The sequence below is a fragment of the Pseudomonas sp. P179 genome, assembly GCF_000478485.2.
Taxonomy (GTDB): Bacteria; Pseudomonadota; Gammaproteobacteria; order Pseudomonadales; family Pseudomonadaceae; genus Pseudomonas; species Pseudomonas aeruginosa.
In genome coordinates this window covers 2495613-2518663 of sequence record NZ_KI517354.1, presented here as the reverse complement: position 1 = coordinate 2518663, position 23051 = coordinate 2495613, and the positions used below count along the sequence as shown (strand labels likewise).

The following is a 23051-nucleotide window of genomic DNA, read 5'->3' as shown; positions in this document are numbered from 1 at the left end:
AGATTCTTCCGCTCTGATAGACGTTTCCCGAGCCATCCCGGTCGGGTGACCAATGGCGCCAGCCGGCGCCCGTGCAACTCAACAAACCACAATCGCCATCGCGAAGAGGTGTTAACCGTCCTACGCAGGTGCGTCGTTCGCATCTGACGGGCATGCCCCAACCCTGCGGCAGAGCCGCAAGCAACCGAGAGAGTTCCCCACGGTGAAAAGCAAACTCAAGCTCCACGGGTTCAACAACCTGACGAAGACCTTGAGCTTCAACATCTACGACATCTGCTACGCCGAGACGCCCGAAGACCTCCAGGCCTACGTGCAGTACATCGACGAAGAGTATGACGCGGAGCGTCTGACGCAGATTCTTACCGATGTTGTCGACATCATCGGCGCCAATATCCTGAACATCGCGCGTCAGGACTACGACCCCCAGGGCGCCAGCGTGACCATCCTGATCTCCGAGCAGCCGGTCACTCCGACCGACAGCCAGATCGAAGAGTCCCCGGGCCCGCTGCCGGACACCATCCTGGCGCACCTGGACAAGAGCCACATCACCGTGCATACCTACCCGGAAATCCATCCGGTGGACGGCATCGCGACCTTCCGCGTGGACATCGATGTGTCCACCTGCGGAGTGATCTCCCCGCTGAAGGCCCTGAACTACCTGATCCACCAGTTCGACTCGGACATCGTCACGGTCGACTATCGGGTCCGCGGCTTCACCCGCGACATCGAGGGGCGCAAGCATTTCATCGACCACGAGATCAACTCGATCCAGAACTATCTCTCCGACGACACGCGCGAGGCCTACCAGATGACCGACGTGAACGTGTACCAGGAGAACCTGTTCCACACCAAGATGCTGCTCAAGGACTTCGAACTGGAGAACTACCTGTTCGGCGACGCTACCCGGACGCTCTCGGCGGAACAGCGTGAGCAGGTCACGGAACGGCTCAAGCACGAAATGCTGGAGATCTTCTACGCGCGCAACATGCCGCGCTGATCGCACACGAGGAAGAAAAAGCCCGCTTCGAGCGGGCTTTTTCATGCGTGCGATTCAGATGCGGTAGGTGCTCTTGGTCATCACCTTCGCCAGCAGGCTCATGCCCAGCTTCACCGGTGCCGGGAAGCGCAGGCCGCCGGCGGCCAGGGCGTTGCTCGAATGCTGTTCCTCGTCGATACGCATCTGCTCGAGGATGGCACGGGATTTCCGATCCTCCTGGGGAATCTGCGCCAGGTGTTCGTCCAGATGCTTGCACACCTGGTCTTCGGTGGCGGCGACGAAGCCCAGGCTGACCCGGTCGCTGACCAGCCCGGCGGCGGCACCGACGCCGAAGGACAGGCCGTAGAAGATCGGATTGAGGACGCTGGGACGGCTGCCCAACTGGCGGATGCGTTGCTCGCACCAGGCCAGGTGGTCGATCTCCTCCTCGGCGGCTTCCTCCATCGCCTCGCGGACCTCGGGCAGCTTGGCGGTCAGCGACTGGCCCTGGTACAGCGCCTGGGCGCAGACCTCGCCGGTGTGGTTGATGCGCATCAGGCCGGCGATATGGCGGGTGTCTTCCTCGCTCAGTTCGCCATCGGGTTCCACGATGGCCGGCGACGGTCGCGCCGGCTGGCCGCTGAACGGCAGCAGGGTGCGCAGGGCGGAGTCGGCCTGCAGCAGGAAACGGTCGATGGGCGAATAGTGGCGGTCGGCGGACATGGCGCACCTCCGGAAACGAAAGATCGCACCAGTTTACCGGAAGTGCGCTGATAGCAGGATGTTGCGGACGGGCTGCGATGTCGCAGCGCCAGCAGGGACTCAGCCCGGCGGCCAGTGCATCTGGCGTTGACCCAGCACGTGCATGTGGATGTGGTGCACGGTCTGCCCGCCAAGGTCGTTGCAGTTCATCACCACACGGAAGCCTTCCTCGCAGCCCTGCTCCCGGGCCAGGCGCTGGGCGGTGAAGAGGATATGGCCTGCCAGCGGCCGGTCTGCCTCGGTCAGGTGCTCGAGGGTGGGAATGTGCCTTTTCGGGATGACCAGGAAGTGCACCGGCGCCTGCGGGCCGATATCGTGAAACGCGACAACTTCCTCGTCTTCGTAGAACTTGCGCGCGGGAACTTCCCCCGCCACGATCTTGCAGAACAGACAGTCCATGGGCGATTCCTCCGGCCTCGGGTGCTTTCCCGAGTGTAGCGGTGCCCGTCGCGACCGCCCAAGCGTGAAGGAGCCGCAGTGAAGAACGACATACACGACCTCGGCCTGGTCCTGGATTCCCGGGTCAAGCTGATCCTGATCGAGTCCTGGGACGAGCCGAAGGTGATGGAAACCCTCACCGGCCTGGCGGTCAGGCGCGGCCTTGGCCTGTATGCCTGGTCGGTGACCGAGGGCGTGCAGCGCCTGGGCTTCGGCGGCGAGCCGCTGGGCGGGGAGGAGAGCCGCGACCCGGTCGCGGCGTTGCGCTTGATCAAGCACGATCAGCAGGCGAATCTCTACGTGCTCTGCGACCTGCATCCTTTCCTTGGCGACAGCCCGACCCTGGTGCGCCTGCTCAAGGAAATCGCCATGGCCGAAGGCAATCATCGACCGACCGTGGTGCTGGTGTCCCATGCGCTGAAGCTGCCGGCCGAAGTGCAGCGCTTCGCCGCGCGGTTCTCGCTGTCCCTGCCCAGCGAGGACGAACTGCTCGGCATCGTCCGCGAGGAAGCGACGCGCTGGAGCGAGCGCAACCGTGGTGCCCGCGTGCGCACCGACAACCGCACCCTGCAGCAGGTGGTGAAGAACCTGCGCGGACTCAGCCATGCCGAGGCGCGACTGCTGGCGCGCAACGTGATCTGCAACGATGGGGCGATCACCCAGGAGGACCTGCCCGAGCTGAACCGCACCAAGTTCCAGCTACTCGACCTGGAGGGCGTGCTGAGCTTCGAGTACGACACCGCGCGCTTCGCCGAGGTCGGCGGGCTTGCCGCGCTCAAGCGCTGGCTCGGCGAGCGTCAGTCGGCGTTCCTCGCCGGCAAGCCTGGCGACCAGCCGAAGGGCATGATGCTGGTCGGCGTGCAGGGCGCCGGCAAGAGCCTGGCGGCCAAGGCGGTGGCCGGCCTCTGGGGCTTGCCGTTGCTGCGTCTGGATTTCGCCTGTCTCTACAACAAGTACTTCGGCGAAACCGAGCGCAACCTGCGCGAGGCGCTGCGCCTGGCCGAACAGATGGCGCCCTGCGTGCTGTGGATGGATGAAGTGGAGAAGGGCATTTCTGGCGGCGACCAGGACAACGGCGTCAGTCAGCGCGTGCTGGGTACCCTGCTGACCTGGATGGCCGAGCGCGAGGCGCCGGTCTTCATGGTCGCCACCGCGAACGCTATCGACCGCCTGCCGCCCGAACTGATCCGCAAGGGACGCTTCGACGAATTGTTCTTCGTCGACCTGCCGACGCCGGAGGTTCGCGCCGAGATCTTCCGCATCCATCTGCAACGCCGCGAGCTGGAGCCGGCACAGTTCGACCTCCTTCTGCTGGCGGCTGCCAGCGAGGGTTTCAGCGGGGCGGAGATCGAGCAGGCGGTGGTGGCGGCACTGTACGCCGGGCAGGCGCGACAGCAGGCGGTGGATCAGGAGCTGTTGCTCAGGGAGCTGTCGCGAACCTCGCCGCTGTCGGTGCTGATGGCGGAAAAGCTCGCCGCGCTGCGGACCTGGGCCAAGGGGCGGGCGGTGCCGGCAGATTGAGCCGACGGCTAACCTCGTTGCCCTGCGAGGAGAGGCCGATCAACCCCGTGGGACGGAGGGTACCGCCGAGGCGTTGACCCGCGCGGCGAGTCGGCGCACCAGCCAGCGTGGCGCCAGGCGTGGGCTCAGCGCCAGCAGGCGATTGCGCCAACCGGGGACGATCAGGGCGCGGTTCTTGTCCAGCCCGCGCAGGGCCAGCAGCGCGACTTCCTCCGGGGTCATCATCAGCTTGCTCCGGTCGAGCCTGCCGAGCCGCATCCCGGCTTCCCGGAAGAATGCCGTGCGGGTTGGCCCAGGGCACAGCACCGAGACCTTGACGCCGCGCTCTTTCAGTTCTTCCCGCAAGCCTTCCGAGAAGTGCAGGACGTAGGCCTTGCTGGCGTAGTAGTTGCTCATCCAGGCGCCGGGCTGGAAGGCGGCCACCGAGGCGATATTGAGTATCTGGCCACCGCCCTGTGCCACCATGCGGGCGCCGAGGGAGTGGCAAAGGCGGGCCAGGGCCAGGATGTTGAGTTCGATCAGCTCCTGTTCCCGCGCCCATTCCTGGTCGATGAAGGGGCCGGAGGTACCGATCCCGGCATTGTTAACCAGCAGGTCGATCTGTCGTTCGCCCTGTTCCAGTTCGTGCAACAACCCTGACAGTTGCAGCGGCTCGGAAAGATCGCAGGTGCGGAACAGCACTTCCACGCCGAAACGCTGCGCCAGCTCATAGGCGATGCTCTCCAGCGCGTCGCGCTGGCGCGCCACCAGGATCAGGGCGCGACCGCGCCGGGCCAGGGCTTCGGCTAGGGCCAGGCCGATACCGCTGGAAGCGCCGGTGATCAGGGCATAACGGGGCATTCGAGACTTCTCCGAAACGGACGGGGAATTGGACCCCGCCCGTCGCGAGGGGTTGCGTGGCTACTGTTGGTCGTCGTCTTCCATGGCCTCTGCCGCCGCCGTGGCGGCTTCATCGGCTTCGGCCGCCGCTGCGGCGGCCTGCTCGTCCGTGGTGTACGGGTCGGCTGGAGCGCTGGCGCCGCCGTCATAGTTCGCGCGCTCCAGGTAACCCTGGTAGGACGGCAGGGCGATGGCGGCGATGATACCGACTATCGGCAGCAGGATGATCAGACTGGCCAGGACTTTCACCCCGGTGCTGTTCGCCGGCGGCGGCGGACCGTAGCGGTTGGCGCCGGTGCTGCCGGGCAGGACCAGCATCAGGATGCCGAACACGCTGCCGACGAAGGGGACGAAGTTGAGCAGCCAGAGCCAGCCCGACCAGCCGAGGTCATGCAGGCGCTGCACGCCGATCATCACGGCAATGACGATGAAGGCGATCGAGGCCAGGGCGGTGACGGCCACGCCGACGGTTTCGCCGAGCAGGAAGCCCAGGCCCATGATGACGAGGAAACAGAGCGTCATCGCCATCGACCAGCCGAGATAGCGCAGGCGTCCGATCCGGCCGTTGGTGGTGAACACGTTCAGCTCGCCGAACTCGGGGAGGGCTTCGCCGACCTGGGCGCTGGGTGGTGTGTAGGGAGACGCGCCCGCGCCCGCGGCCGCGGAGGCCGCAGGCGCGGCGTTTTCGCCGAGCTGCGCCTGGCGCGCCAGGTACTTCTCGATGATGATGCCGCAAGCCGAACATTCCGCTCCGCTGGGCTGTTCATGGCCGCATTTCGGGCAGGTCATGGGAGGCAGGTCTTGCGCTGGGGTTTCCTCCGCGACCTGGGGGTTGTGATCGGGCGTTTCCACCAGGCTCAGGCTGGCCGCCAGGTCGACTTCCTTGTAGGCATTGGCGCCGGCCTGGCGCAGGGCGGTCAGGTAACGCTCCGCCTCGGCCTCTGGAAGTTCGCGTTTCAGCACCACCGGGCGACCGCCGAAGAGGGCGTCGATCTTGCCCGGTTCGCTCTTGAACAGGCGGGCGAGATTGTCCTTCACGGTTTCGAGCGATGCGTCGGGCATCAGCTCGCCGGAGAAGACGATCTTGAAGCGTTGGTCGGTCATGCAGGCATCCTTGTCAGCTGGGGTGAGAGAAATGCAGCCGACAGCCTAATCGGCGGCCTTGGCGCCCACAAGCGCGAGATGAGAACTCCCGCACAAGCCAGGGCGCCGTGACCCGGCGGTTTCAGCGCGGCCAGCGGTTGGCCAGGCTATCCATGTTCCGCAGGGCGTCTCGATATTCCCGGTCGAGGCGGGCGACCAACTCGTCGACGCCGGGCAAGTCGTCTATGTTGCCCGCGCCCTGGCCGGCGGACCACACGGTCTTCCAGGCCTTGGCCTCGTCGTTCACCGGCTTGAGTTTCTCGCCGTAGTTCATGTCTGCCTTGTCGGTCAGGCGCTTCAGATCGTAGCCGGCGGCCTCCAGGCTTTGCCGCATGAAGCTGGCCGGTACGCCGGACACCGCCGGGGTGTGCACGATGTCGGCGGCGCGTGCCTCCAGGATCATCTGCTTGTAGGCGTCGGAGGCATTGCTCTCGCGGGTGGCGATGAAGCGAGTGCCGAGATAGGCCAGGTCGGCGCCGAGCATCTGTGCGGCGAGAATCTCGTGGCCGTGGTTGATGCAGCCGGCCAACAGCAGGGTCTTGTCGAAGAACTGGCGGATTTCCGCGACCAGCGCGAAAGGGCTCCAGGTCCCGGCGTGCCCGCCCGCGCCGGCCGCCACCGCGATCAGGCCGTCAACCCCGGCCTCGGCGGCTTTTTCGGCGTGGCGGCGGGTGGTGACGTCGTGGAACACCAGGCCGCCGTAGCTATGCACAGCGTCTACCACTTCGCGCACTGCGCCGAGGCTGGTGATGACGATCGGTACGCGGTGCTCGACGCAGATCCGCAGGTCGGCCTGCAACCGCGGATTGGTGTTGTGGACGATCAGGTTCACCGCATAGGGCGCGGGATTGTCCAGCGCCTGCAGGCCGGCCCCGATTTCCTCCAGCCAACCCTCGAAGCCGCTGCTCTCGCGCTGGTTGAGCGCCGGGAAGCTGCCGACGATGCCGCTGCGGCAGCAGGCCAGCACCAACTGCGGGTTGGATACCAGGAACATTGGCGCGGCCACCATCGGCAGTCGCAGGCGTTGGTCGAGCAGGGCGGGCAAGGACATGGACAGGACTCCTGGGTCAGAAAGGTTTGAGCACCACCAGTAGGACGATCAGCAGCAGGAACAGTACAGGCACTTCGTTGAACCAGCGGTAGAACACATGGCTGCGCCCCGGCTCGCCGCGGGCGAAGCGCTTGAGCATGGCGCCGCAGGCGTGGTGGTAGCCGATCAGCAGGACCACCAGGGTCAGCTTGGCGTGCAGCCAGCCTTGGCTCAGCCAGCCGGGGGTGAGATAGAGCATCCAGAGGCCAAGGACCAGGGTGGCGAGCATCGAGGGCATCATGATCCCTCGGTAGAGCTTGCGCTCCATGACGCAGAAGCGTTCCCGGCTGGTCTGGTCCTCGCTCATGGCGTGGTAGACGAACAGGCGCGGCAGGTAGAACAGGCCGGCGAACCAGCAGACCACGGCGATGATATGGAAGGCTTTGAGCCACATGTACATCAGGACATCCTCTTGATCACGGTGCCCCGATAGTAGAGGGATGGCTGGAACGCGTCACCCTGGCGGCTTGCCGCTGTCTGATTTGCCGGCAGATATGGCCGCATAACAGGTAGGAACATTCGGATAGGGCCTCGCAGCAATTTCTGCCCGACGACCCCGGGGGCTAGACTGCCGACCGAAGGGCCGAACCGGTCGCAAAGCCGGACGCCCAGCGCTGTTCATGCCGGCGCTCGGCTCTTATCATTGGCCTCTTTTGGCTAGCTTGCCTCAGCGCGCGGAGTGATGGACAGATGATCAAGGTCGGCATCGTTGGCGGTACGGGTTATACGGGCGTGGAACTGCTGCGCCTGCTGGCGCAGCATCCGCAGGCCCGGGTGGAAGTGATCACTTCGCGTTCCGAGGCGGGGGTGAAGGTCGCCGACATGTACCCGAACCTGCGAGGTCATTATGACGACCTGCAGTTCAGCGTGCCGGACGCGCAGCGCCTCGGCGCCTGCGACGTGGTGTTCTTCGCCACGCCGCACGGCGTGGCGCACGCGCTGGCTGGCGAACTGCTGGACGCCGGGACCCGGGTCATCGATCTGTCCGCTGACTTCCGCCTGGCGGACGCCGAGGAGTGGGCGCGCTGGTACGGCCAGCCGCATGGCGCTCCGGCGCTGCTCGACGAGGCTGTCTACGGCCTGCCGGAAGTGAACCGCGAGAAGATCCGCCAGGCCCGCCTGATCGCCGTGCCGGGCTGCTACCCGACCGCGACCCAGCTGGGCCTGATCCCGCTGCTGGAAGCCGGCCTGGCCGACGCCTCGCGGCTGATCGCCGATTGCAAGTCCGGGGTCAGCGGTGCCGGTCGGGGCGCCAAGGTTGGCTCGCTGTTCTGCGAGGCGGGCGAAAGCATGATGGCCTACGCGGTCAAAGGGCATCGGCATCTCCCGGAAATCAGCCAGGGCCTGCGTCGGGCCTCCGGCGGCGACGTCGGGCTGACGTTCGTACCGCACCTGACGCCAATGATCCGCGGTATCCATGCAACCCTCTATGCCCATGTCGCGGATCGCTCGGTCGACCTCCAGGCGTTGTTCGAGAAGCGCTACGCCGACGAACCCTTCGTCGACGTGATGCCGGCCGGCAGCCATCCGGAGACCCGCAGCGTGCGTGGCGCCAATGTCTGCCGAATCGCCGTGCATCGCCCCCAGGGCGGCGACCTGGTGGTGGTGCTGTCGGTGATCGACAACCTGGTCAAGGGCGCCTCGGGTCAGGCGCTCCAGAACATGAACATCCTGTTCGGGCTGGACGAGCGCCTGGGCCTCTCGCATGCGGCCCTGCTCCCCTGATGTCCGGCTGGGAACTCCAGTTCCGTGATCCACGGCGGGCCTGGCTGGTCCGCCTCGGGGTGGGTGCGCTGCTGCTGGCGGTTCCGCTGGCGTTTCTCGGCGGTCGCTGGTCGACCGGGGCGGACGCCGCTCGCAGCGAGGCCGATGCGCAACGCCAGGAAACCCTGATCGGCGAGCAGAAGGCCGAGCTGGAGCGCCTGCGTACCGAAATCGAGGTGTTGCGCAGCGGAGAACGCCTCAGCCAGCAGGCCACCGAACAGAGCCGGCAGACCATCAAGCTGCTTGAGGACCAGGTGTTCAAGCAGCAACAGGACATCGCGTTCTACAAGGGGGTAGTCGCGCCGGCCAGCAAGGCGGATGCGCTGGAAATCCGTGCCTTTGAGGTGCAGGGCACGGACGACCCGCAGCGCTTCCGCTATAAGGTGATGCTCAGCCGCCTGGGCAGGGACGACCGCAAGCTGGATGGGCGGCTGAAAGTCCGCATCAGCGGCAAGCTGGCGCGCAAGGACGCTACCTACGACCTCGAACAGCTCTCGCCGGAACTGGGCAAGACAGGGCTGTCGATTTCCCTCCGGCATTTCCAGTCGATCCCAGAAGGGGGGCGTTTCGCCGAGCTGGAGCTGCCGAAGAACTTCATCCCGAAGCTGATCGACGTACGTGCGGAGCTGAATGGCCAGTCCAAACCGCTACAGCGCCGTTTCGATTGGCCGAAGCAGTGAGTGAGCATTATGTGGAGCAAGAACAAAGGCCGGGCCGACGTCCAGCGTTTCACCGGGCAGACCAGCCTGATCGCCAGCGGCGCCGAACTGGTCGGTGACATGAACCTCAAGGGCGCGGTGCAGATCGACGGCACCGTCCGCGGAGCGTTGCAGGCGCACGAAGGGCTGGTGCGGGTCAGCGCCGGCGGTCGAGTCGATGGCGAAATCCGGGCCCCCCATGTGATCATCGACGGTCAGGTGGATGGCGACATCCATGCCATCGAACGCCTGGAGCTGGGGGCCCAGGCCCGGGTGAAGGGCAATCTTCACTATGGGCTGATCGAAACCGCCATGGGGGCCCAGATCGAGGGCCGCCTGTGCCCGATGACCGAGGCCAGTCCGCGCCCGCTGGAACTGCCTGCCAGCGTGGAAACTGTGGATTAGTTGACCATTTTTCTGGGACAAGAGGATAATGGGCGTAATGTTGTAACGCACGGCCTCAAGCCGGGAGATTCGGAAACATGAGCATCGAGACCTTCACCCCTACGCCCCTGCTCTTTACCCCAGGCGCAGCCAACAAGGTGAAGACGTTGATTGACGAAGAGGGCAATCCTCGCCTGAAACTGCGTGTATTCGTCACCGGCGGCGGTTGCTCGGGCTTCCAGTATGGCTTCACCTTCGACGAAGATATCGCCGATGACGATACCGTGATCGAGCGCGATGGCGTGGGCCTGGTGGTGGACCCGATGAGCTTCCAGTACCTGGCGGGCTCGGAAGTCGACTACCAGGAAGGCCTGGAAGGTTCGAGGTTCGTCATCAAGAACCCGAACGCCGCCACGACTTGCGGTTGCGGACAGTCGTTCTCGATCTGACGTCGATGGGGCCGCTACGAAAACGCCGCGCTTATATGCGCGGCGTTTTCGTTTCAGGCGGGATACAGCGCGCCCAGAGTTCTGGGACCGAGCGCACCGGTCACATCAGGGCAGTTGCCGGGCAGGCGCTCGAGAAACCGATGGGCTAGCCAGGCGAATGCCATGCCCTCCATCCAGGCAGGGGGAATGCCGTATTCGTCGGTACTGGCGACCCGAGCTTCGGGCATCAGCATGGCCAGGCGCTTCATCAGCGCCGTATTGAAGGCGCCGCCGCCGCATACCAGCACCTCTTCGCAGTCCGGCTGGGCGTCCAGCAGCGATTCGCTGATGCTGCGCGCGCTCAGTTCCAGCAGGGTTGCCTGGATATCCGCTGCCGGCAAGGCAGGGTGACGAGCCAGGTGCTCCTGCAGCCAGGGCAGGTTGAAGCGCTCGCGCCCGGTGCTCTTGGGGCCACGCGCGGCGAAGAATTCATCCGCCAGCAGGCTTGCCAGCAGTGCGTGGTTCACCTGGCCGCTGGCGGCCCACGCACCGTCCCGGTCGAAATGTTCACCGCGCTGGTGATGAATCCAGGCGTCCATCAGCACGTTGCCCGGGCCGCAGTCGAAGCCGCGTACCGGCTTTCCGGGGCTGAGCAGCGAAACGTTGCTGAAGCCACCGATGTTCAGGACCGCCCTGGAGGTGTCATCATCGCCAAACAGCGCCTGATGGAAGGCCGGTACCAGCGGGGCGCCCTGGCCGCCGGCTGCGACGTCACGGCGGCGGAAGTCGGCGACGACATCGATGCCGGTCAGCTCCGCCAGCAGGGCGGGGTTGCCGATCTGCACCGTGAAGTGGCGAGCGGGTTCATGCCGGATGGTTTGACCATGACTGCCGATGGCACGGACTTCGTCGGGGCTCATCTGCTGCTGGAGCAGCAGTTCGCGCACGCCCTGTGCTGCAAGGGCGACCCAGCGTTGCTCGACTTCGGCGGCGCGGGCGATTTCATCGGGACCGGGGACGCACAGGGCGAGGATGTCTTCGCGCAGCCCGGCCGGCATGGGTAGGTAATGGGAAGCGAGCAAGGTGGTGCGATCACCTTGCTCGATCAGGACGATGTCCATGCCGTCCAGGCTGGTTCCGGACATCAACCCCAGGTAGCGCGGCACGATCAGCGCTGCTTGTTCAGGGCCAGGAGGGTTTTCTTCTCCTGATCCATGCGCGCGATCATCGGCTGGGTCTGCGCCATGAAGCGCTTGCGATCTGCGCCACCGAGCGGGTCCGCCATGGGCAGCTTGGCGCTCAGCGGATCGACGTGACGGCCATTGATCTGGAACTCGTAGTGCAGGTGCGGGCCGGTGGCCAGGCCCGTCATGCCTACGTAACCGATGATCTGGCCCTGCTTCACGCTGGTACCGGCGCGGATACCCTTGGCGAAGCGGCTCATGTGTCCGTAGATGGTCCGATAGCGCTGGCCGTGCTGGATCACCACGGCGTTGCCGTAGCCCCCCTTGCGTCCGGCTTCGAGGATCTTGCCGTCTCCGGTGGCCTTGATCGGAGTGCCGATGGGGGCTGCGTAGTCGACGCCCTTGTGTGCGCGGATCTTGTTCAGGATCGGGTGGCGGCGGCCCAGGGAGAAGCGCGAGCTGATACGGGCGAAATCCACCGGCGTACGGATGAATGCCTTGCGCATGCTGGAGCCGTCGGCGCGGTAGTAGCTGGTATTGCCCTGCTTGTTGGTATAGCGCACGGCGGTGTAGGTCTTGCCACGGTTGACGAAGCGGGCGGCGAGGATATTGCCGGTCGCCACTTGCTTGCCGTTGACCTTGTGTTGTTCGTAGATCACGTCGAACTCGTCGCCTTCACGCAGATCGAGGGCGAAGTCGATGTCGTAGCCGAAGATGTTCGACAGCGACGTGACCAGGTTATAGGGCAGGCCGGCGTTACGACCGGCAACGAACAGCGAGCTGGTGATGCGGCCATGGGCATAGGCGGTATGCAGGTCGATCTGGGCCTTCTCGCGTTTGAAGGAGTAGCCCTTGTCGGTCTTGTCCAGGCCGATGGTCTCGAGTTCGCTCTGCTTGACTCGCAGCGCCTGCAGCTCTCCTTTGGGGTCGAGCTTGAGCTTGACCTCCTGGCCGACCTTCAGATGGGTGAAGCGCTTGGCATCCTTGCTGCTGGTCAGCATGTCGTGCATGGCCGAGGTGGAAAGGCCTGCCTTGGTGAATACGGTCGACAGCGTATCGCCACTGGCGACGGTGATGGTCTTCCACTCGGGATCGACGGGCTTGGTGTCGGCATCGGCTACAGATGCGCCCGGCTTGTCCGAGTCTTGCTCGGCGGTGTTGTCGTCGGAGGCGCCTTCTACCTGAGCGAAAGGCGTGCCTTCGTCGCTGGAATTGGTGACCGATTGCGGCAGGAGGTCGTCTTTCTCCTGAAGGAGGCGATCGGTGTTGCTTTCAAGCTCCAGATTGAGCGTGGTCCTCTTGGCCTCGACTTCGCTCGAGGGGAACACCAGTAGTGCCAAACTGAGGAGCGCTGCAACACCGCTGGCGGCCAACAAGTGGCTTTTCGGGTAATACGGCGGCGCTTTCTGATCGGATTGCGTCATGGCGTGATTGGTGTTTTTGGATTGTGAATAAATAACTGCCTAAAATATAACCAAAATCTCCTTGAATCAAGCCAAAAGTCGCGTCTGGCCTGGCTCCGTCCCCCTGACGGTCGGCAAAATTTGTTTTTAGTCTGCGATCTTGTATGGTTGGTTCCCTTTCGATTTTGGCAATTGGGCAGAACCTGTAAATGAAGTCGGTTGAAGAGCAGCTGGCGCTGATCCAGCGCGGTGCAGACGAGATCCTGGTAGAGGCGGAACTGGTGGCCAAGCTGAAGCGAGGCCAGCCCTTGCGGATCAAGGCCGGCTTCGACCCGACCGCTCCCGATCTGCATCTTGGCCATACCGTGCTTATTAATAAGCTGCGCCAGTTCCAGGACCTGGGACATCAGGTGATCTTCCTCATCGGTGACTTCACTGGGATGATCGGTGACCCCAGTGGGAAAAGTGTTACCCGTCCTCCCCTGACGCGCGAGCAGGTTCTGGAGAATGCGGAGACGTACAAGTCCCAGGTCTTCAAGATCCTCGACCCAGCCAAGACCGAAGTAGCCTTCAATTCCACCTGGATGGACCAGCTGACCCCGGCTGACTTCATTCGTCTTGCCTCTCAGTACACCGTTGCGCGCATGCTGGAGCGCGATGACTTTAGCAAGCGCTATGCCAGCAATCAGCCCATCGCTATCCATGAGTTCCTCTATCCGCTGGTCCAGGGCTATGACTCCGTCGCGCTGAAGGCGGACGTCGAGTTGGGTGGCACCGACCAGAAGTTCAACCTGCTGATGGGGCGCGAGCTGCAGCGTGCCTATGGCCAGGAGGCCCAGGTGATCCTGACCATGCCGTTGCTGGAAGGGCTGGATGGCGTGAAGAAGATGTCCAAGTCGCTGGGCAACTATATTGGTATCCAGGAAGCGCCGGGTGTCATGTACAGCAAGCTGGTCTCCATTCCTGACACGCTGATGTGGCGTTACTTCGAACTGCTCAGCTTCCGTTCCCTGGATGAGATCGATAGCTTCCGCAAGGACGTCGAGGCGGGCGCCAACCCGCGTGACATCAAGATCAAGCTGGCCGAGGAGATCGTCGCCCGCTTCCATGGCGAGGAGGCGGCGGCGAGCGCACACAAGTCGGCCGGCAATCGCCTGAAGGAGGGCGAGCTGCCGGAAGACCTGCCGGAGATCGAGCTGTCGTCCCCCGAGGATATGCCCGTTGCCTCTGTCCTTAATAAGGCGGGGTTGGTGAAGAATGCGGCTGCGGCTCGCGATCTCCTGGGTGCCGGCAGCGTCAAGGTGGATGGGCAGGTCGTCGACCGCACCTTCATGCTGGCGCTGGGTGAAACCCGTGTGTTCCAGGCAGGGAAGAAGGCTTTCGCGCGCATCACGCTGAAAGCTGAATAATTCTTTCAAATAAGTGTTGACGCCAGTTTCTATCTCCCTATAATGCGCACCACTTCCGGCGACGATGAAGAGTAAATGCTTGAAAATCAAGGATTTACGGATTCTCCTCCGGGGGTGGTGAAGCGCTCCGGCAGGTTGTTCGCCGCAGCGGTTCGGTCCCGGAAGGGGTTCGAAACGAAGCTTTATCGAGGTGCTTGACAGCGAATTTGAACGCTGTAGAATGCGCCTCCCGCTGATCGGAAGATGGTTTGAAGGTCGGCGCAAGCGGTTGAGTAGAAAAGAAAATTTTCGAAAATAACGCTTGACGGAACGAGAGGTTGCTGTAGAATGCGCGGCCTCGGTTGAGACGAAAGCCTTGACCAACTGCTCTTTAACAAGTCGAATCAAGCAATTCGTGTGGGTGCTTGTGATGTAAGACTGGTGATCGCAAGATTATCAGCAACGCAAGTAACACTCGTGAATTCGAGAGTTTTATCTCTTTTTAAGAGAATGCGATTGCTGAGCCAAGTTTAGGGTTTTCTCAAAACCCAAGCAGTATTGAACTGAAGAGTTTGATCATGGCTCAGATTGAACGCTGGCGGCAGGCCTAACACATGCAAGTCGAGCGGATGAAGGGAGCTTGCTCCTGGATTCAGCGGCGGACGGGTGAGTAATGCCTAGGAATCTGCCTGGTAGTGGGGGATAACGTCCGGAAACGGGCGCTAATACCGCATACGTCCTGAGGGAGAAAGTGGGGGATCTTCGGACCTCACGCTATCAGATGAGCCTAGGTCGGATTAGCTAGTTGGTGGGGTAAAGGCCTACCAAGGCGACGATCCGTAACTGGTCTGAGAGGATGATCAGTCACACTGGAACTGAGACACGGTCCAGACTCCTACGGGAGGCAGCAGTGGGGAATATTGGACAATGGGCGAAAGCCTGATCCAGCCATGCCGCGTGTGTGAAGAAGGTCTTCGGATTGTAAAGCACTTTAAGTTGGGAGGAAGGGCAGTAAGTTAATACCTTGCTGTTTTGACGTTACCAACAGAATAAGCACCGGCTAACTTCGTGCCAGCAGCCGCGGTAATACGAAGGGTGCAAGCGTTAATCGGAATTACTGGGCGTAAAGCGCGCGTAGGTGGTTCAGCAAGTTGGATGTGAAATCCCCGGGCTCAACCTGGGAACTGCATCCAAAACTACTGAGCTAGAGTACGGTAGAGGGTGGTGGAATTTCCTGTGTAGCGGTGAAATGCGTAGATATAGGAAGGAACACCAGTGGCGAAGGCGACCACCTGGACTGATACTGACACTGAGGTGCGAAAGCGTGGGGAGCAAACAGGATTAGATACCCTGGTAGTCCACGCCGTAAACGATGTCGACTAGCCGTTGGGATCCTTGAGATCTTAGTGGCGCAGCTAACGCGATAAGTCGACCGCCTGGGGAGTACGGCCGCAAGGTTAAAACTCAAATGAATTGACGGGGGCCCGCACAAGCGGTGGAGCATGTGGTTTAATTCGAAGCAACGCGAAGAACCTTACCTGGCCTTGACATGCTGAGAACTTTCCAGAGATGGATTGGTGCCTTCGGGAACTCAGACACAGGTGCTGCATGGCTGTCGTCAGCTCGTGTCGTGAGATGTTGGGTTAAGTCCCGTAACGAGCGCAACCCTTGTCCTTAGTTACCAGCACCTCGGGTGGGCACTCTAAGGAGACTGCCGGTGACAAACCGGAGGAAGGTGGGGATGACGTCAAGTCATCATGGCCCTTACGGCCAGGGCTACACACGTGCTACAATGGTCGGTACAAAGGGTTGCCAAGCCGCGAGGTGGAGCTAATCCCATAAAACCGATCGTAGTCCGGATCGCAGTCTGCAACTCGACTGCGTGAAGTCGGAATCGCTAGTAATCGTGAATCAGAATGTCACGGTGAATACGTTCCCGGGCCTTGTACACACCGCCCGTCACACCATGGGAGTGGGTTGCTCCAGAAGTAGCTAGTCTAACCGCAAGGGGGACGGTTACCACGGAGTGATTCATGACTGGGGTGAAGTCGTAACAAGGTAGCCGTAGGGGAACCTGCGGCTGGATCACCTCCTTAATCGAAGATCTCAGCTTCTTCATAAGCTCCCACACGAATTGCTTGATTCACTGGTTAGACGATTGGGTCTGTAGCTCAGTTGGTTAGAGCGCACCCCTGATAAGGGTGAGGTCGGCAGTTCGAATCTGCCCAGACCCACCAATTGTTGGTGTGCTGCGTGATCCGATACGGGGCCATAGCTCAGCTGGGAGAGCGCCTGCTTTGCACGCAGGAGGTCAGGAGTTCGATCCTCCTTGGCTCCACCATCCAAACAATCGTCGAAAGCTCAGAAATGAATGTTCGTAGATGAACATTGATTTCTGGTCTTTGCACCAGAACTGTTCTTTAAAAATTCGGGTATGTGATAGAAGTAAGACTGAATGATCTCTTTCACTGGTGATCATTCAAGTCAAGGTAAAATTTGCGAGTTCAAGCGCGAATTTTCGGCGAATGTCGTCTTCACAGTATAACCAGATTGCTTGGGGTTATATGGTCAAGTGAAGAAGCGCATACGGTGGATGCCTTGGCAGTCAGAGGCGATGAAAGACGTGGTAGCCTGCGAAAAGCTTCGGGGAGTCGGCAAACAGACTTTGATCCGGAGATCTCTGAATGGGGGAACCCACCTAGGATAACCTAGGTATCTTGTACTGAATCCATAGGTGCAAGAGGCGAACCAGGGGAACTGAAACATCTAAGTACCCTGAGGAAAAGAAATCAACCGAGATTCCCTTAGTAGTGGCGAGCGAACGGGGATTAGCCCTTAAGCTTCATTGATTTTAGCGGAACGCTCTGGAAAGTGCGGCCATAGTGGGTGATAGCCCCGTACGCGAAAGGATCTTTGAAGTGAAATCGAGTAGGACGGAGCACGAGAAACTTTGTCTGAACATGGGGGGACCATCCTCCAAGGCTAAATACTACTGACTGACCGATAGTGAACCAGTACCGTGAGGGAAAGGCGAAAAGAACCCCGGAGAGGGGAGTGAAATAGAACCTGAAACCGTATGCGTACAAGCAGTGGGAGCCTACTTGTTAGGTGACTGCGTACCTTTTGTATAATGGGTCAGCGACTTATATTCAGTGGCAAGCTTAACCGTATAGGGTAGGCGTAGCGAAAGCGAGTCTTAATAGGGCGTTTAGTCGCTGGGTATAGACCCGAAACCGGGCGATCTATCCATGAGCAGGTTGAAGGTTAGGTAACACTGACTGGAGGACCGAACCCACTCCCGTTGAAAAGGTAGGGGATGACTTGTGGATCGGAGTGAAAGGCTAATCAAGCTCGGAGATAGCTGGTTCTCCTCGAAAGCTATTTAGGTAGCGCCTCATGTATCACTCTGGGGGGTAGAGCACTGTTTCGGCTAGGGGGTCATCCCGACTTACCAAACCGATGCAAACTCCGAATACCCAGAAGTGCCGAGCATGGGAGACACACGGCGGGTGCTAACGTCCGTCGTGAAAAGGGAAACAACCCAGACCGCCAGCTAAGGTCCCAAAGTTGTGGTTAAGTGGTAAACGATGTGGGAAGGCTTAGACAGCTAGGAGGTTGGCTTAGAAGCAGCCATCCTTTAAAGAAAGCGTAATAGCTCACTAGTCGAGTCGGCCTGCGCGGAAGATGTAACGGGGCTCAAACCACACACCGAAGCTGCGGGTGTCACGTAAGTGACGCGGTAGAGGAGCGTTCTGTAAGCCTGTGAAGGTGAGTTGAGAAGCTTGCTGGAGGTATCAGAAGTGCGAATGCTGACATGAGTAACGACAATGGGTGTGAAAAACACCCACGCCGAAAGACCAAGGGTTCCTGCGCAACGTTAATCGACGCAGGGTTAGTCGGTTCCTAAGGCGAGGCTGAAAAGCGTAGTCGATGGGAAACAGGTTAATATTCCTGTACTTCTGGTTACTGCGATGGAGGGACGGAGAAGGCTAGGCCAGCTTGGCGTTGGTTGTCCAAGTTTAAGGTGGTAGGCTGAAATCTTAGGTAAATCCGGGGTTTCAAGGCCGAGAGCTGATGACGAGTCGTCTTTTAGATGACGAAGTGGTTGATGCCATGCTTCCAAGAAAAGCTTCTAAGCTTCAGGTAACTAGGAACCGTACCCCAAACCGACACAGGTGGTCGGGTAGAGAATACCAAGGCGCTTGAGAGAACTCGGGTGAAGGAACTAGGCAAAATGGCACCGTAACTTCGGGAGAAGGTGCGCCGGCTAGGGTGAAGGATTTACTCCGTAAGCTCTGGCTGGTCGAAGATACCAGGCCGCTGCGACTGTTTATTAAAAACACAGCACTCTGCAAACACGAAAGTGGACGTATAGGGTGTGACGCCTGCCCGGTGCCGGAAGGTTAATTGATGGGGTTAGCGCAAGCGAAGCTCTTGATCGAAGCCCCGGTAAACGGCGGCCGTAACTATAACGGTCCTAAGGTAGCGAAATTCCTTGTCGGGTAAGTTCCGACCTGCACGAATGGCGTAACGATGGCGGCGCTGTCTCCACCCGAGACTCAGTGAAATTGAAATCGCTGTGAAGATGCAGTGTATCCGCGGCTAGACGGAAAGACCCCGTGAACCTTTACTGTAGCTTTGCACTGGACTTTGAGCCTGCTTGTGTAGGATAGGTGGGAGGCTTTGAAGCGTGGACGCCAGTTCGCGTGGAGCCATCCTTGAAATACCACCCTGGCATGCTTGAGGTTCTAACTCTGGTCCGTGATCCGGATCGAGGACAGTGTATGGTGGGCAGTTTGACTGGGGCGGTCTCCTCCTAAAGAGTAACGGAGGAGTACGAAGGTGCGCTCAGACCGGTCGGAAATCGGTCGCAGAGTATAAAGGCAAAAGCGCGCTTGACTGCGAGACAGACACGTCGAGCAGGTACGAAAGTAGGTCTTAGTGATCCGGTGGTTCTGTATGGAAGGGCCATCGCTCAACGGATAAAAGGTACTCCGGGGATAACAGGCTGATACCGCCCAAGAGTTCATATCGACGGCGGTGTTTGGCACCTCGATGTCGGCTCATCACATCCTGGGGCTGAAGCCGGTCCCAAGGGTATGGCTGTTCGCCATTTAAAGTGGTACGCGAGCTGGGTTTAGAACGTCGTGAGACAGTTCGGTCCCTATCTGCCGTGGACGTTTGAGATTTGAGAGGGGCTGCTCCTAGTACGAGAGGACCGGAGTGGACGAACCTCTGGTGTTCCGGTTGTCACGCCAGTGGCATTGCCGGGTAGCTATGTTCGGAAAAGATAACCGCTGAAAGCATCTAAGCGGGAAACTTGCCTCAAGATGAGATCTCACTGGGAACTTGATTCCCCTGAAGGGCCGTCGAAGACTACGACGTTGATAGGCTGGGTGTGTAAGCGTTGTGAGGCGTTGAGCTAACCAGTACTAATTGCCCGTGAGGCTTGACCATATAACACCCAAACAATCTGACGATTGTGTGTTGTAAGGTGAAGTCGACGAACCGAAAGTTCGCATGAACCGCAAAACACCTTGAAATCACATACCTGAATCCGGATAGACGTAAGCCCAAGCGAACGGATATCCAACCGAATTGCTTGACGATCATAGAGCGTTGGAACCACCTGATCCCTTCCCGAACTCAGAAGTGAAACGACGCATCGCCGATGGTAGTGTGGGGTCTCCCCATGTGAGAGTAGGTCATCGTCAAGCTCCTATCCCAAAACCCCTGGTTAGCGATGACCAGGGGTTTTGCTTTTGCGTGCGGAAAAGTCTGCGAAAATCCAGGGAAAAGGCAGCTATACGGCAGGGCTTTTCGTAGGCAAAGCGCAAGTGCCTCTATATGATGCGTGCCTGGCTAGTGTGGGGCGTCTATGCAGACCTTGCTGAAACTACTTCAAGACGGGCGATTCCACTCCGGTGAGGAGTTGGGGGCGGTACTGGGCATCAGTCGCAGTGCAGTCTGGAAACGCTTGCAGCACCTGGAGGCTGAACATGGCCTGCAGTTCCACAAGGTGCGTGGCCGGGGTTACCGCCTGGCGAGTCCCCTCAGTCTCCTGGATCCGCGGAAGATCGACAGCCTCTGGCCTGTCGAGATCATGCCCACCGTCGATTCGACCAATAGCGAGGCCATGCGCAGGCTCGCGGCTGGAGCCTCGACGCCTTTCGTTATCGTCGCCGAGCAGCAGACTGCCGGGCGTGGACGTCGCGGGCGAGCCTGGGTCAGTCCCTACGGAGAGAACCTCTATTATTCTCTGGCCATTACTGTCAGGGGGGGCGCTCGGGAGCTCGAAGGGTTGAGCCTGGTTGTCGGTCTCGCGGTGCTCCGGGCCCTGGAGTCTTTGGGCGTCCGGGACGCCGGGTTGAAGTGGCCGAACGACCTTCTGCAGGGAGGCAAGAAGATCGCCGGAATTCTCCTGGAGCTGAGTGGCGACCCCGCGGATCTGTGTCATGTCGTTATCGGCATAGGGATCAACGTCAACATGAAGACCGCCACTGATATCGGCCAGCCTTGGACCTCCCTGCGCGAAGCGCTGGGGGAGCTGGTGGATCGTTCGCGGCTGCTTTCTGCTCTCAATCGGCAGTTGGCCGATTATCTCGATAGGCATTCGCGCGAAGGCTTTGCTGCAAGTCGCGAGGAGTGGGAGTCCTGCAATCTCTGGCAGGGTGCCCAGGTCATTCTCTCGACTGCTCTGAGTTCCATCGAGGGTCGTGTGCTGGGTGTCGATAGCCGAGGAGCGCTGCGTCTCGAGGTGGATGGCGTGGAGCAGGGGTTCAGTGGAGGGGAGCTTAGTTTGAGGTTGCGTCAATGATTCTTGAGCTCGACTGTGGAAACTCGCTGATCAAGTGGCGGGTCATCGAGGGGGCGGCGCGGTCGATCGCCGGTGGCCTTGCGGAGTCCGATGATGCCCTGGTCGAACAGTTAACGTCGCAGCAAGCGCTGCCAGTGCGAGCCTGTCGCCTGGTGAGCGTTCGCAGCGAGCAGGAAACCTCGCAACTGGTCGCACGGTTGGAGCAGCTGTTCCCGGTTTCGGCGCTGGTTGCATCATCCGGCAAGCAGTTGGCGGGTGTGCGCAACGGCTATCTCGATTACCAGCGCCTGGGGCTCGACCGCTGGCTGGCCCTCGTCGCGGCTCATCATCTGGCTAAGAAGGCCTGCCTGGTCATCGATCTGGGGACCGCGGTCACCTCTGACCTGGTCGCGGCGGATGGAGTGCATCTGGGGGGCTACATATGCCCGGGCATGACCCTGATGAGAAGCCAGTTGCGCACCCATACCCGACGTATCCGCTACGACGATGCAGAGGCCCGTCGGGCGCTTGCCAGTCTCCAGCCAGGGCAGGCCACGGCCGAGGCGGTTGAGCGGGGTTGTCTGCTCATGCTCAGGGGGTTCGTTCGTGAGCAGTACGCCATGGCGTGCGAGCTGCTCGGTCCGGATTGTGAAATATTCCTGACGGGTGGGGATGCCGAACTGGTTCGCGACGAACTGGCTGGCGCCCGGATCATGCCGGACCTGGTTTTCGTAGGGCTGGCACTGGCTTGCCCGATTGAGTGAGAGGATCTATGCGCTGGTTCTTCCTGTTTCTCCTGGCCCTGAACGTCTTCTACTACGTCTGGCACCAGCAGCAATCCCCGCTACGGGCCAAGGAAATCGCACCGCTGGAACTCTATAAGGATGGGCAGAAGAACATTCTGCTGTTGGCCGAGAGCAACCTTGCTTCCAGGGCGCGCTCGGGATCGCAGGTGCCGGCGCCGAGTGTGCCTCCGGCTGCCGAAGAGTCGATCGCATCCGAGTCGGCCTGTCTCTATCTTGGCGGAGGCGGTGAGGAGGCGGATGCCCGAAGGTTGCAGCAGCGCCTGCTGGGCCTGGATATCGAGGCGGAGGTCGAGGCCCGTGGGGAGATGAGCGTCGATTACTGGGTCTATCTTCCTCCGCTAGCCTCGCGGGAGGCTGCGCTTCGTCAGTTGAAGGAGCTTCAGGCGCGCAATATCGACAGCTACCTGATTGGCGAGGGAGTGCTGGCCAATGGCATTTCTTTGGGGATGTTTTCCGCGCGGGATTCGGCTGAAAGTGCGCAGGCCCGTCTCAAGACGGCAGGTTACGAGGCGGAGCTGAAGGAATTGCCCCGCGGGCAGCGTGATTTCTGGGTAAGGGTGGCACCCGGCAGCCGGCGTCTGGTGGATGAGCAACTGCTCCAGGAGCTGGCTCGGGACTTCAAGGGATTGCAGCATCAAATAATGTCGTGCAAAGGTGTTGCATCCCCCTGATGGTTTGCATAGAATGGCGCCCGCTTCGCAGGGGGAAGGCTGAAAGACTCCTACCATGAAGTTGCTGTTGAAACCTAAGTTCAGGTTTTTTAAGAGAAAACTCTTGACAGCAAGGTGGCAGACGTAGAGAATGCCGCCCACCAGTTTGGAGGGATTCCCGAGTGGCCAAAGGGATCAGACTGTAAATCTGACGTCATAGACTTCGAAGGTTCGAATCCTTCTCCCTCCACCAGTTTAAAAGCGTGAGCTTCGGGCTCCGCGGGTATAGTTCAGTGGTAGAACCTCAGCCTTCCAAGCTGATGATGCGGGTTCGATTCCCGCTACCCGCTCCAGTCAAGTTGCTTGTGTTTCGCTCATGTAGCTCAGTTGGTAGAGCACACCCTTGGTAAGGGTGAGGTCAGCGGTTCAAATCCGCTCATGAGCTCCATTTATCCAGGGGCAGATATGAAAATATCTGCCCTTGTTCTAATGGTAGCGTGATCCGCTCAATTCCTTGAAGGGGATGGTCTCCATGGCTAAAGAAAAATTTGAACGGAACAAGCCGCACGTCAACGTCGGCACCATCGGTCACGTTGACCATGGCAAGACCACTCTGACCGCTGCACTGACCAAGGTCTGCTCCGACACCTGGGGTGGTTCCGCTCGTGCTTTCGATCAGATCGACAACGCGCCGGAAGAAAAGGCCCGCGGTATCACCATCAACACCTCGCACGTTGAATA

The 23051-nt window shown here is 60.6% G+C and carries 19 protein-coding genes, 5 tRNA genes and 3 rRNA genes; 19 read left to right on the top strand and 8 right to left on the bottom strand.

Annotated elements, in window-relative coordinates:
* Positions 1-202: 202 nt before the first annotated feature.
* Positions 203-997 (top strand): adenosylmethionine decarboxylase, encoded by a 795-nt coding sequence (speD, locus tag HMPREF1224_RS24185; RefSeq protein ID WP_003101641.1) that lies wholly within the window; start codon positions 203-205, stop codon positions 995-997.
* A gap of 54 nt (positions 998-1051) precedes the next feature.
* On the opposite strand, the gene coq7 is transcribed toward speD, so the two are convergent.
* The gene (coq7, locus tag HMPREF1224_RS24180; protein ID WP_003085224.1) at positions 1052-1699 is read right to left on the bottom strand and encodes a 2-polyprenyl-3-methyl-6-methoxy-1,4-benzoquinone monooxygenase; all 648 of its coding nucleotides are present in this window, start codon (positions 1697-1699) and stop codon (positions 1052-1054) included.
* A 99-nt stretch (positions 1700-1798) separates the two neighbouring features.
* Complete coding sequence (locus HMPREF1224_RS24175) at positions 1799-2137, bottom strand: histidine triad nucleotide-binding protein (RefSeq protein ID WP_003085225.1); 339 nt, start codon at positions 2135-2137, stop codon at positions 1799-1801.
* Between the two features lie 78 nt (positions 2138-2215).
* On the opposite strand from HMPREF1224_RS24175, the gene HMPREF1224_RS24170 reads away from it, so the two are divergent.
* A complete protein-coding gene (locus HMPREF1224_RS24170; RefSeq protein ID WP_003121853.1) occupies positions 2216-3697 on the top strand; it encodes an AAA family ATPase in 1482 nt (493 codons plus the stop codon).
* 39 nt (positions 3698-3736) lie between these two features.
* Here HMPREF1224_RS24170 and HMPREF1224_RS24165 read toward each other — a convergent pair whose 3' ends face one another.
* The 4 genes from HMPREF1224_RS24165 to hemJ all read right to left on the bottom strand — a co-directional run bounded on the left by HMPREF1224_RS24165 (position 3737) and on the right by hemJ (position 7209).
* A complete protein-coding gene (locus HMPREF1224_RS24165; protein ID WP_010793480.1) occupies positions 3737-4537 on the bottom strand; it encodes an SDR family NAD(P)-dependent oxidoreductase in 801 nt (266 codons plus the stop codon).
* A 60-nt stretch (positions 4538-4597) separates the two neighbouring features.
* Positions 4598-5680 (bottom strand): DUF805 domain-containing protein, encoded by a 1083-nt coding sequence (locus HMPREF1224_RS24160; RefSeq protein WP_003085240.1) that lies wholly within the window; start codon positions 5678-5680, stop codon positions 4598-4600.
* Positions 5681-5801: 121 nt separating this feature from the next.
* A complete protein-coding gene (locus HMPREF1224_RS24155; protein WP_003085244.1) occupies positions 5802-6770 on the bottom strand; it encodes an NAD(P)H-dependent flavin oxidoreductase in 969 nt (322 codons plus the stop codon).
* A 16-nt stretch (positions 6771-6786) separates the two neighbouring features.
* Complete coding sequence (gene hemJ, locus HMPREF1224_RS24150; protein ID WP_003113170.1) at positions 6787-7209, bottom strand: protoporphyrinogen oxidase HemJ; 423 nt, start codon at positions 7207-7209, stop codon at positions 6787-6789.
* 290 nt (positions 7210-7499) lie between these two features.
* On the opposite strand from hemJ, the gene argC reads away from it, so the two are divergent.
* The 4 genes from argC to erpA all read left to right on the top strand — a co-directional run bounded on the left by argC (position 7500) and on the right by erpA (position 10104).
* Positions 7500-8534: an N-acetyl-gamma-glutamyl-phosphate reductase gene (gene argC, locus HMPREF1224_RS24145; protein WP_003113169.1), complete on the top strand. Its 1035-nt coding sequence runs from the start codon at positions 7500-7502 to the stop codon at positions 8532-8534.
* Entirely contained in the window at positions 8534-9253 is a 720-nt protein-coding gene (locus HMPREF1224_RS24140) for a DUF6776 family protein (RefSeq protein WP_003085249.1), read from the top strand. The genes argC and HMPREF1224_RS24140 overlap by 1 nt, the downstream gene beginning before the upstream one ends.
* Positions 9254-9676: a bactofilin family protein gene (locus tag HMPREF1224_RS24135; protein WP_003120826.1), complete on the top strand. Its 423-nt coding sequence runs from the start codon at positions 9254-9256 to the stop codon at positions 9674-9676.
* A 77-nt stretch (positions 9677-9753) separates the two neighbouring features.
* On the top strand, positions 9754-10104 hold the full coding sequence (erpA, locus tag HMPREF1224_RS24130) for an iron-sulfur cluster insertion protein ErpA (RefSeq protein WP_003085254.1): 351 nt from the start codon (positions 9754-9756) through the stop codon (positions 10102-10104).
* Positions 10105-10157: 53 nt separating this feature from the next.
* Here erpA and HMPREF1224_RS24125 read toward each other — a convergent pair whose 3' ends face one another.
* Positions 10158-11249, bottom strand: coding sequence for an anhydro-N-acetylmuramic acid kinase (locus tag HMPREF1224_RS24125; RefSeq protein ID WP_003113168.1), 1092 nt, complete (start codon positions 11247-11249; stop codon positions 10158-10160).
* 2 nt (positions 11250-11251) lie between these two features.
* Positions 11252-12691, bottom strand: a complete 1440-nt coding sequence (locus tag HMPREF1224_RS24120; protein WP_003085274.1) for a peptidoglycan DD-metalloendopeptidase family protein — start codon at positions 12689-12691, stop codon at positions 11252-11254.
* 188 nt (positions 12692-12879) lie between these two features.
* On the opposite strand from HMPREF1224_RS24120, the gene tyrS reads away from it, so the two are divergent.
* The 13 genes from tyrS to HMPREF1224_RS24055 form a co-directional block, all read left to right on the top strand.
* Positions 12880-14079 (top strand): tyrosine--tRNA ligase, encoded by a 1200-nt coding sequence (tyrS, locus tag HMPREF1224_RS24115; protein ID WP_003113167.1) that lies wholly within the window; start codon positions 12880-12882, stop codon positions 14077-14079.
* Between the two features lie 539 nt (positions 14080-14618).
* Positions 14619-16154 (top strand): 16S ribosomal RNA (locus tag HMPREF1224_RS24110).
* Between the two features lie 64 nt (positions 16155-16218).
* Positions 16219-16295, top strand: a tRNA-Ile gene (locus HMPREF1224_RS24105).
* 28 nt (positions 16296-16323) lie between these two features.
* A tRNA-Ala gene (locus HMPREF1224_RS24100) sits at positions 16324-16399 on the top strand.
* 225 nt (positions 16400-16624) lie between these two features.
* A 23S ribosomal RNA gene (locus HMPREF1224_RS24095) occupies positions 16625-19515 on the top strand.
* A 144-nt stretch (positions 19516-19659) separates the two neighbouring features.
* Positions 19660-19775 (top strand): 5S ribosomal RNA (rrf, locus tag HMPREF1224_RS24090).
* The 16S, 23S and 5S rRNA genes sit together here with 2 tRNA genes alongside, the layout of an rRNA operon.
* A gap of 161 nt (positions 19776-19936) precedes the next feature.
* Complete coding sequence (birA, locus tag HMPREF1224_RS24085; RefSeq protein WP_003117986.1) at positions 19937-20875, top strand: bifunctional biotin--[acetyl-CoA-carboxylase] ligase/biotin operon repressor BirA; 939 nt, start codon at positions 19937-19939, stop codon at positions 20873-20875.
* A complete protein-coding gene (locus tag HMPREF1224_RS24080) occupies positions 20872-21618 on the top strand; it encodes a pantothenate kinase (protein WP_010793479.1) in 747 nt (248 codons plus the stop codon). Before birA ends, HMPREF1224_RS24080 begins: the two co-directional genes overlap by 4 nt.
* 8 nt (positions 21619-21626) lie before the next feature.
* Positions 21627-22331: an SPOR domain-containing protein gene (locus tag HMPREF1224_RS24075; RefSeq protein ID WP_003118935.1), complete on the top strand. Its 705-nt coding sequence runs from the start codon at positions 21627-21629 to the stop codon at positions 22329-22331.
* A 147-nt stretch (positions 22332-22478) separates the two neighbouring features.
* Positions 22479-22563: transfer RNA gene (locus tag HMPREF1224_RS24070), tRNA-Tyr, on the top strand.
* Positions 22564-22589: 26 nt separating this feature from the next.
* A tRNA-Gly gene (locus HMPREF1224_RS24065) sits at positions 22590-22663 on the top strand.
* A gap of 19 nt (positions 22664-22682) precedes the next feature.
* Positions 22683-22758: transfer RNA gene (locus tag HMPREF1224_RS24060), tRNA-Thr, on the top strand.
* Positions 22759-22842: 84 nt separating this feature from the next.
* A partial coding sequence (locus tag HMPREF1224_RS24055; protein ID WP_010793478.1) for a GTP-binding protein occupies positions 22843-23051 on the top strand: 209 nt, incomplete at its 3' end.

Bases quoted from the DNA above. Each gene is read 5' to 3' on its own strand.
- coq7 (WP_003085224.1), bottom strand. From the start codon at position 1,699: ATGTCCGCCGACCGCCACTATTCGCCCATCGACCGTTTCCTGCTGCAG.
- HMPREF1224_RS24175 (WP_003085225.1), bottom strand. From the start codon at position 2,137: ATGGACTGTCTGTTCTGCAAGATCGTGGCGGGGGAAGTTCCCGCGCGC.
- HMPREF1224_RS24165 (WP_010793480.1), bottom strand. From the start codon at position 4,537: ATGCCCCGTTATGCCCTGATCACCGGCGCTTCCAGCGGTATCGGCCTG.
- HMPREF1224_RS24160 (WP_003085240.1), bottom strand. From the start codon at position 5,680: ATGACCGACCAACGCTTCAAGATCGTCTTCTCCGGCGAGCTGATGCCC.
- HMPREF1224_RS24155 (WP_003085244.1), bottom strand. From the start codon at position 6,770: ATGTCCTTGCCCGCCCTGCTCGACCAACGCCTGCGACTGCCGATGGTG.
- hemJ (WP_003113170.1), bottom strand. From the start codon at position 7,209: ATGTACATGTGGCTCAAAGCCTTCCATATCATCGCCGTGGTCTGCTGG.
- argC (WP_003113169.1), top strand. From the start codon at position 7,500: ATGATCAAGGTCGGCATCGTTGGCGGTACGGGTTATACGGGCGTGGAA.
- HMPREF1224_RS24140 (WP_003085249.1), top strand. From the start codon at position 8,534: ATGTCCGGCTGGGAACTCCAGTTCCGTGATCCACGGCGGGCCTGGCTG.
- erpA (WP_003085254.1), top strand. From the start codon at position 9,754: ATGAGCATCGAGACCTTCACCCCTACGCCCCTGCTCTTTACCCCAGGC.
- HMPREF1224_RS24120 (WP_003085274.1), bottom strand. From the start codon at position 12,691: ATGACGCAATCCGATCAGAAAGCGCCGCCGTATTACCCGAAAAGCCAC.
- tyrS (WP_003113167.1), top strand. From the start codon at position 12,880: ATGAAGTCGGTTGAAGAGCAGCTGGCGCTGATCCAGCGCGGTGCAGAC.
- birA (WP_003117986.1), top strand. From the start codon at position 19,937: ATGCAGACCTTGCTGAAACTACTTCAAGACGGGCGATTCCACTCCGGT.
- HMPREF1224_RS24080 (WP_010793479.1), top strand. From the start codon at position 20,872: ATGATTCTTGAGCTCGACTGTGGAAACTCGCTGATCAAGTGGCGGGTC.
- HMPREF1224_RS24075 (WP_003118935.1), top strand. From the start codon at position 21,627: ATGCGCTGGTTCTTCCTGTTTCTCCTGGCCCTGAACGTCTTCTACTAC.